This is a genomic window from Corallococcus carmarthensis, assembly GCF_003611695.1.
GTDB classification, from domain to species: Bacteria; Myxococcota; Myxococcia; order Myxococcales; family Myxococcaceae; genus Corallococcus; species Corallococcus carmarthensis.
This window is the reverse complement of the sequence record NZ_RAWE01000312.1, coordinates 1-8,602: the sequence shown is the minus strand read 5'-3', so window position 1 is coordinate 8,602 and position 8,602 is coordinate 1. Positions and strand designations below refer to the sequence as shown.

Genomic DNA, 8,602 nt, shown 5'->3' with positions numbered 1-8,602 from the left:
GGCCTGTTCAACGGGGAGTCCTGGTCCGTGGGGGGAGGCAGGACTAGCTTGCCCGCGCTTCCTCCCCCAACCCCGAGGTCCCCCGATGACGTTGAAGACCCGACTGCTGGTCGTCTCCACGGCCGGCCTGTTCGCCGCCGCGCCCGCCGTGGCCAAGCCGCTGGATGGCGCCAGCACCGACGTGATGATCCAGGGCTTCCACTGGAACTCCGCCAGCGCGGGCGGGTGGTGGAACACCGTGAAGAACAACGCGGCCACGCTGAAGTCCGCGGGCTTCACGATGATCTGGCTGCCGCCGCCCTCCGACGCGGCGTCCACGCAGGGCTACCTGCCCCGGCAGCTCAACGTGCTCAACTCCAGCTACGGCACGGAGGCGGAGCTCACCGCCGCGCTGGCCGCGCTCAACGCGCAGGGCGTGAAGCCCATCGCGGACATCGTGGTGAACCACCGCGTGGGCACCGCCAACTGGGCGGACTTCACCAACCCCACCTGGAGCGGCTGCAGCGCGGTGGCCAAGGGCGACGAGTGGGCGAGCGCCTGCGGCAACAACGACAGCGGTGAAGGCTACGCCGCGGCGCGCGACCTGGACCACTCGCAGACGAACGTGCGCGCGGACCTGAAGACGTGGATGAACAGCCGTCTGAAGGGCGTGGGCTTCGCGGGCTGGCGGTTCGACTTCGTGAAGGGCTTCGCGGGCAGCTACGTGAAGGAGTACGTGACGGACACCGCGCCGTGGTTCTGCGTCGGTGAGTTCTGGCCCACCAACTACTTCGACGCGAACAACCCCAACGACTGGAAGCAGCAGATCACCAACTGGGTGGACACGACGACGGGCTCCTGCGCCGCGTTCGACTTCGCCACCAAGGGCCTGCTCAACGACGCGCTCACCAACAACAACTACACGCGCCTGAAGGCGGCCGACGGCAAGCCCGCGGGCGGCATCGGCTGGTGGCCCAGCCGCCACGTCACCTTCGTGGACAACCACGACACCGGCCCCAGCGAGTCGTGCGGCAACGGGCAGAACCACTGGCCGGTGCCGTGCGCCAAGGTGATGACGGGCTACGCCTACGTGCTGACCCACCCGGGCATCCCCACCGTCTACTGGGCGCACTACTTCAACTGGGGCCTGGGCAGCTCCATCAAGACGCTGATGGACATCCGCAAGAACGCGGGCCTCACCTCCGAGTCCACCGTCAGCATCCAGCGCGCGGAGAGCGGCCTGTACGCGGCCATCATCGGCGGCAAGGTGGCCGTGAAGCTGGGCAGCGGCTCCTGGACCCCCGGCACCGGCTGGACGCAGGCCGCCTCCGGCACCGACTACACCGTGTGGACCACCGGCACCACGCCGCCCCCCACCGGCACCACCGCCAACGTGGAGTTCGTGTGCAACAACGGCACGACCGTGATGGGCCAGAACGTCTACGTGGCCGGCAGCATCGCGGAGCTCGACACCTGGAGCCCCACCACCTCCAAGATCCTCAGCCCCACCGCGTACCCCACCTGGCGCGGCACCTACGCGCTGCCCGCGAACACCGCCGTGCAGTGGAAGTGCCTCAAGCGCGACGGCAGCGGCAACGTCGTGTGGCAGGGCGGTAGCAACAACACCGTCACCACCCCGGCCGCCGGCGGCAGCATCACCGCCACCGCCAGCTTCTAAGACGCCGAGACAGGCGCCCCTGTTTCATGTCTTGCCAGGGGCGCCTGTGTTTCACCTGTTGCTTGAGTTCCCGTCTTCAAGCTGTCACAGGGGCCGCCTCACCTCCGGGGCGGGCCCCTCCCGCCTCCTTGAACGAAGGCGGAAGCGATGAAGCGTGGAACGGCAGTGCGAAGCGCGGTGCTGTGGATGTCCGCGGTGGGCCTGTTGGGCGCCTGTGGCGGGCAGCCTGAGCAGCCCCCCGCGAGCAGCGAGACGGTGACGACGACGCAGTCGCTGGTGTCGCCTCCTGCCACGCTGTCGGGCGGCTTCATGAACTACCTGGGCACGCTGTCCGTGGGCGGCGCCGTGGCGTCGAACACCGGCACGACGGCGGCCTACGAGGGCTTCAAGCTCACCGTCGCGGCGCATACGCAGGTGGCGCTGGAGGTGACGCACCTGGGCACCGGCGTGGGCGTGGACACCGGCCTGTTCGTGTACGGCCCCAAGGACGCGAACGGCAGCTACGGCACGCGCATCCTCTTCCAGGACGACGACTCCGGCTACGGCGAGCTGAGCAAGATTCCGCTCGCGACCCTCGACGACGCGGGCGAGTACCTGGTGGTGGTGGGCTGGAGCAACGGCCTGGGCAAGCAGTACCGCCTCCAGGCCCAGTGCGTGGGCGGCGCGTGCGTGTCGAATCCCGCCCCGGCGTCGGCCAACACGCCGGTGACGCTGGCGCAGTTCCCCATCGAGCCGAACCTCCAGTCGCTGCTGGACACGGGCAACGCGTACCGGGAGGACATGTTCTCCTTCCTGGACCGGTACGACTTCGCGTGGCCGTACTCGACGCCCGCGTCGTTGGACGCCGCCGCGGCCGCGGTGCTGGCGAAGAGCGAGTACAGGGGCTACCGCAGCGACCCGGCCCCGGGCACGTACACCTATGCGGCGTTCCAGTCGCGGATGTACCTGCAGTTCCAGTCGCTGCACCCGGCCATCCTCGCGGCCTACGGCGACAGCGGTGAGGACGTGCAGGTGAAGAGCTACTTCCGCGAGTTCAGCACCGGCCCCAACGGCGACAACTGGCGCACGCTCAACGTCATCCTCTTCCCCGTGTCCCGCCACGTCATCGTGTACGAGCAGACCGCCCACGAAATCTGACGCACGCGGCAGTCCCCTGAAAACACCACCGCCCTCCTCTTCACGTACTGGAAGGGGAGGGCGGTCTGTTCTTGAAGCGCTGCACTTCGAAGCGTCAGCTCACGGCGCGTGGGCCGGGGCCGGCTCGTGCGGCGTGGGCGTTTCCGCTTCACCGCTGGACCGCGTCGCGCTCCCACGCACCTTCTGCATGAGGACGTAGAGGCCCGGGATGAAGATGAGGTTGACGATGGTGGACACCAGCATGCCGCCGAACACCGCGGTGCCCAGCGAGTTGCGCGCCGCCGCGCCCGCGCCGGACGCCGTCATCAGCGGCACCACGCCCAGCAGGAACGCGATGGACGTCATCAGGATGGGGCGCAGGCGCACTTCCGCGGCCGTCACCACCGCCTCCAGCGCGTTCTTGCCCTGTTCGCGCAGCTGCTCCGCGAACTCCACGATGAGGATGGCGTTCTTGGAGGACAGGCCTACCAGCATCACCAGACCCACCTGGCAGAACACGTCGTTGGCGTAGCCGCGCGCCACCTGCAATCCCAGGGCGCCCATGATGGCCAGCGGCACCGACAGGATGATGACCAACGGGAGGCTGAAGCTCTCGTACTGCGCCGCCAGCACCAGGAACACGAAGAGGATGCCCAGGGCGAAGATGATCATCGTCTGCCCGCCGGACTCCTTCTGCTCCAGGCTGATGCCCGTCCACTCCGACGCCATGCCCTGCGGCAGCACCTGGTTGGCCACGCTCTCCATGGCCTCCAGCGCCTGGCCGGACGACACGCCGGGAGCGCCCTGGCCGTTGATCTCCACGGAGCGGAACAGGTTGTAGTGCTTGATGACCTGCGCGGAGACGATGGGCGTCACCTTCACCAGCGACTCCAGCGGGATCATGTCTCCGGCGTCTGTGCGTGCGTAGAACGAACCGATGTCCTGGGGGCTGTCGCGGAACTGCTGCTCGGCCTGGACGTACACGCGGTAGGTGCGGCTGGCGTAGTTGAAGTCGTTGACGTACTGGCTGCCCATGTAGAGCTGCATCACGCCGAAGATCTGTTCAATCGGCACGCCCAGCGCCTTGGCCTTCTGGCGGTCCACCTCCACGTCCAGGATGGGCGTGTTGGCGTTGAAGGGGGTGAAGACGCCGCGCAGGCGGCCCTCCTCGTTGCCCTTCTGGGTCATCTCCGCCGTGGCGTTGGCCAGGTCCTCCAGCGAGTGGTTGCCGGCGATGTCTTCGACGATGAACTGGAAGCCGCCCACGCTGCCCACGCCTCGGATGGCCGGGGGCTGGAAGGGGATGACGCGCGCGCTGCCAATCTTGCCCAGCGGCCCGCGCAGCCGCTCCACCAGCGCGGCCACGGACTGGTCCTTGCCCATGCGCTCCTCCCACGGCTTGAGGGCCGTGAAGACGGTGGCGTAGTTGGAGCCGTTGCCGTTGGGGGAGAAGCCACCGATGGCGAACATCACGTTCACCTCCGGCTGGGCCTTGAGCACCGCCTCCACCTCCTGGAGCACCTTCTCCGTCTGGCTGAGGGACATGCCCTCCGGCCCCTGCACGGAGATGATGACGTAGCCCTGGTCCTCGTCCGGGATGAAGCCCGTGGGCGCGGAGCGGAACAGCATCACCGTGGCGCCGATGCAGACGAGGAACGCCACCAGCACGATGAGGGGGTGCGCCAAGAGCTTGCGCAGGCCCTTGCCGTAGGTGTCGCGCGTCCAGTCCAGCACCTGGTCCACCTTGCGGAAGAACACCCACTTGGGGCCGTGGTGGTGCTTGAGCAGCCGCGCGGACAGGGCGGGCGTGAGCGTCAGCGCGCAGAAGGTGGACAGGGCCACCGACGCGGCGATGGTGAGCGCGAACTGCCGGTAGATGGAGCCCGTGGTGCCCGGGAAGAGGGCCACCGGGATGAACACCGCCACCAGCACCACGGAGATGGCCACCACCGCGCCGGCCACCTCCTTCATGCCTTCCCGCGCCGCCTGGAGCGGGGTGAGCCCGCGCTCCGCCATCAGGCGTTCGATGTTCTCGATGACCACGATGGCGTCGTCCACGACGAGGCCCGTGGCCAATGTGAGGCCGAAGAGGGTGAGGGTGTTGATGGAGAAGCCCATCAGGTAGACGAACGCGAACGTACCCACCAGCGACACCGGCAGGGTGAGCGCGGTGATGAGAACGCTGCGCCACCCGTGCAGGAACAGGAAGATGACCAGGATGACGAGCGCGATGGCTTCCACGAGCGTGTGGATCACCTCGTTGACGGAGGCGCGCACCGCGAGCGTGGTGTCCGTGCCGGTGCGGTACTCCAGGCCCGGCGGGAAGGCCTGCGACAGGCGGTCCAGTTCCTTGATGACGCCGTCACGCACGTCCAGCGCGTTGGCGGTGGGCAACTGGAAGATGGCCAGACCCACGCCGGTGCGGCCGTTGAAGCGCAGCAGCGTGCCGTAGTTCTCCGCGCCCAGCTCCACGCGGCCCACGTCCTTCACCGTGACGGCGCGGCCGTCGTTGTTGCGCATGAGCACGATGTCGCCGAACTCCTCCGGCTCCACCAGGCGACCCCGGGCGCGCACGGCGATCTGATACGGCTGCGCGTCGCTGGACGGCGGCTGGCCCACCTGGCCCGCGGCCACCTGGAGGTTCTGCTCCTGGAGCGCGCGCACCACGTCCTGCGGCGTCATGTTGCGCCGCGCCAGCTCCGACGGATCCAACCACAGGCGCATGGAGAACTTGCGCTCACCGAAGATGCGCACCTCGCCCACGCCGCGGACGCGCTTGATGGCGTCCTTGAGGTTCACGTCCGCGTAGTTGGAGAGGAACTTCGCGTCGTAGCGGTTGTCCGGGGAGGACAGGCCCACCGTCAGCAGCATCTGGCTGGAGGCCTTGTTCACCACGATGCCCGTCTGGTTCACCTGCGCGGGCAGGCGGGCCGCGGCGCGGCTCACGCGGTTCTGCACGTCCACCGCCGCCACCTCGATGTTGCGCGTGGGGGCGAAGGTGACCGTGATGGTGCTGGTGCCGTCGTTGCTGCTGGTGGAGGTGATGTAGCGCATGTCCTCCACGCCGTTGAGCTCCTGCTCCAACGGGATGGTGACGGCGGACTCCACCACCTCGGCGCTCGCGCCGACGTAGGTGCTGGTGACGGTGACTTGGGGCGGCGCCAGGTCCGGATACTGCGCGATGGGCAGCGTCGGGATGGCGATGACGCCCACCAGCGTCAGGATGATGGAGCAGACGATGGCGAAGACAGGCCTGCGGATGAAGAAGTCGACGAACACGGTGTGGCGCCTCTCTTGGAATCGCCTGCTAGCGGCTGCCGCCGGTGGTGCCGCCCGTCGCCGAGCGGGGCCGCTGGGCGTTCGTGGGGACCTCATCGGCCCGCGCGGTGTCCGCTGGCTGGGTGGACTCGTCGTTCAAGGTGATCTGCTTGGGGATGACGGGCATGCCGTCGCGGAGCATGTGCAGCGACGACACCGCGACGAGGTCGCCCTGCTTCAGGCCGCCCTCCACCACGTAGGACATGTCGCCCAGCGTGCCCAGGGCCACCGGGCGGCGCTCCACCAGCGTCTTGCCGTCCTTCTTCTCCACCACCATCGCGAAGGGCTGACCGCTCTGGCGCACCACCGCGAGCGCCGGAATCTGGAGCGCGTCCCGCGTGGAGTACACCAGCCGCGCCCGCAGCAGCTCACTGGGGCGCAGGCCCACCGTGTTGCGGAAGGCGGCCTTCACCTCCACCAGCTGCGTGCGCGGATCCGTCTGCGGCGCCACGTAGAACACGGTGCTGGAGAGGATGACCTTGCCCTGCTGATCCAACAGCTCCAGCTGGGTGTCCGGCTTGAGCGACCGCGCGCGGAACGCCGGCACCGACACGCTGACCTCCAGCGCGTCCGCCTGGGCCACCGTGGTGAGCGTCGTGGTGGCGCCCACGAAGTCACCCACGCGCACCAGCACGTCGCCCATGGTGCCCGCGAACGGCGCGCGCACCACGTGGAACTGCAGCTGCACCTGGCGCTGCGCCACCGTCGCGCCGGCCGCGCGCGACGCGGCCTCCGACGCCTTCACCGCCGCCTGGGCGCGCTCCAGCTCCTGCACGCTGGCCAGGCCCTCGCGGTTGAGGGACTCCGTGCGCGCCAGGGTGCGCTTCGCCAGCTCCAGCTCCACCGTGGAGGAGTTCTGCTGGGCCTGGGCGCTGTCCAGCGCCGCGGTCTCCTCGCGCGCGTCCACCTCCACGAGCGGCGTGCCGGCCTCCACCTTCTGGCCGGGCTTCACCAGGATCTTGCGCACGTAGCCGTTCACCTGCGGCAGCACCGTCACGCTCTGCCGCGACAGCAGCGAGCCCAGGTACTCCCCGGTGTCCCGCACCTCGTGCGGCGCCAGGGCCACCACCTGCACCTCGCGCGGTGGAGGAGGCGCCTTCGCCTCCGGCTTGCCCGAGCACCCGGCCGCGGAAGCCACCAGCGCCGCGCCCAACACCGTCTTCGTCATCAGCGCCTTCAGGGGGCGTACCCTCGTCACCAGTCGCACCGGGCCTCCGTCAGGAACGCGTCCAGGCGGGCCTGAACGAGCTCGAATTCCCTCAAAACCAACGAGAGCTGGGCCTGACGGAGGGCGGCTCCGCTCTGCACCAGCTCCAAGCTGCCACCTCGTCCCACCTCGAAGGCCCGGCGTGTGAGCCGGTCCGTCCGGTCCGCCAGGTCCACGGACTCGGACGCGGTCTTCAACAGGGCCTCCGCGACTTCCACTCCACGCCGGGCGCGGGAAATCTCCACATTCACGCCGCGGCGGTTGGCCTCCAGCGACTGGGCCGCCTGTTGTTCAATGCCTTCGCGCTCGCGCACGAGCCCGCCGCGCTGTCCGCCCTCCCACAGCGGAACGGACAGCACCGCGGACACGTTCCAGGTGGCGAACCGGCCGAAGCCGGGGTCGGTGGTGAAGCCCAGGAGGGTGGTGCTCAGTCCCAGGGTGGGCAGGTAGCCCGCGGACGCCTGGCGCCGGCTCTCCCGGGTCGCTTCCACGTTGGCCCTCAGGGCGACCAGGTCCGCCCGGGCGTTCACATCCTGCAAGGCGGAGCATTCCTGGCGCGTCTGCTCCACCAGCCCCGCGAGGTTGAAGGCCGGGTTGACGCCCACGCCGTGGTCCTCGCCCAGCGACAGGCCCAGCGATTCCCGCGTGCGGCGCAGCTGCTCGTCCCCGGCCACCAGCGTCTGCCGGGCCACCGCCACGTCCTGGCCCACCCGCACCACGTCCAGCTGCGTGCCGGCGCCCAGCTCGAACGAGCGCTGGGTGATGGCGTAGCGCTCCAGGGCCTGGCGCAGGCCCACGCGGTTGATCTCCGCGGCGCGCTCGGCGGCCACCGTGGCCACCAGCACCTGCGCCAGCCCCTGGGTGAGGCGGCGCTGCACGTCCTGGAGGTTGGCCACCGACGCGGTCTCCGTCGCCTTCGCGGACGACAGGCCCCGCCACGCCCCCACGTCGATGATGGACTGGGTGAGGGTCGCGGACAGCGTGCCCAGGGGCGCGCTGGGGACCTTGGCCCCGGTGCCGGTGTTGGTGCCGCCCACCACGCCGCCGCCCGCCGTGGAGGGAACGTCCGGGTGGAGCACGTCCACTCCCAGGCCCGCCGTGGCCCGAGCGTTGGGCAGCAGCAGGCCCAGCGACTGGCGCCACCGGCCCTGCGCCCGCGTCACGCCGGCTTCCGCGCTGCGCAGGTCCGTGGACTGCTGGCGTACCCGGGTGAGGGCCTCGTCCCACGTCTTCACCTGCTCCTGCGCGGGCGGGACGGGGGTGAGCATGGGGTCCTCCACCTTCGGCTGGAAGGGGATGGGGAC

At 69.6% G+C, this 8,602-nt stretch carries 5 protein-coding genes; 2 read left to right on the top strand and 3 right to left on the bottom strand.

Annotated features, from left to right (window positions below; translation table 11 throughout):
- Positions 1–85 precede the first annotated feature (85 nt).
- On the top strand, positions 86–1,657 hold the full coding sequence (locus D7X32_RS41345) for a glucan 1,4-alpha-maltotetraohydrolase domain-containing protein (protein ID WP_120608010.1): 1,572 nt from the start codon (positions 86–88) through the stop codon (positions 1,655–1,657).
- Between the two features lie 147 nt (positions 1,658–1,804).
- Positions 1,805–2,794 (top strand): hypothetical protein, encoded by a 990-nt coding sequence (locus D7X32_RS41340; RefSeq protein WP_147450479.1) that lies wholly within the window; start codon positions 1,805–1,807, stop codon positions 2,792–2,794.
- 99 nt (positions 2,795–2,893) lie between these two features.
- Here the strand turns inward: D7X32_RS41340 and D7X32_RS41335 are convergent, their stop codons facing one another.
- The 3 genes from D7X32_RS41335 to D7X32_RS41325 all read right to left on the bottom strand — a co-directional run.
- A complete protein-coding gene (locus D7X32_RS41335) occupies positions 2,894–6,052 on the bottom strand; it encodes an efflux RND transporter permease subunit (protein ID WP_120608008.1) in 3,159 nt (1,052 codons plus the stop codon).
- Between the two features lie 28 nt (positions 6,053–6,080).
- Positions 6,081–7,259 carry an efflux RND transporter periplasmic adaptor subunit gene (locus D7X32_RS41330; RefSeq protein WP_120608007.1) on the bottom strand — a complete coding sequence of 393 codons (1,179 nt, stop codon included), beginning with the start codon at positions 7,257–7,259 and terminating at the stop codon, positions 6,081–6,083.
- Positions 7,260–7,285: 26 nt separating this feature from the next.
- A partial coding sequence (locus D7X32_RS41325) for a TolC family protein (RefSeq protein WP_244239469.1) occupies positions 7,286–8,602 on the bottom strand: 1,317 nt, incomplete at its 5' end.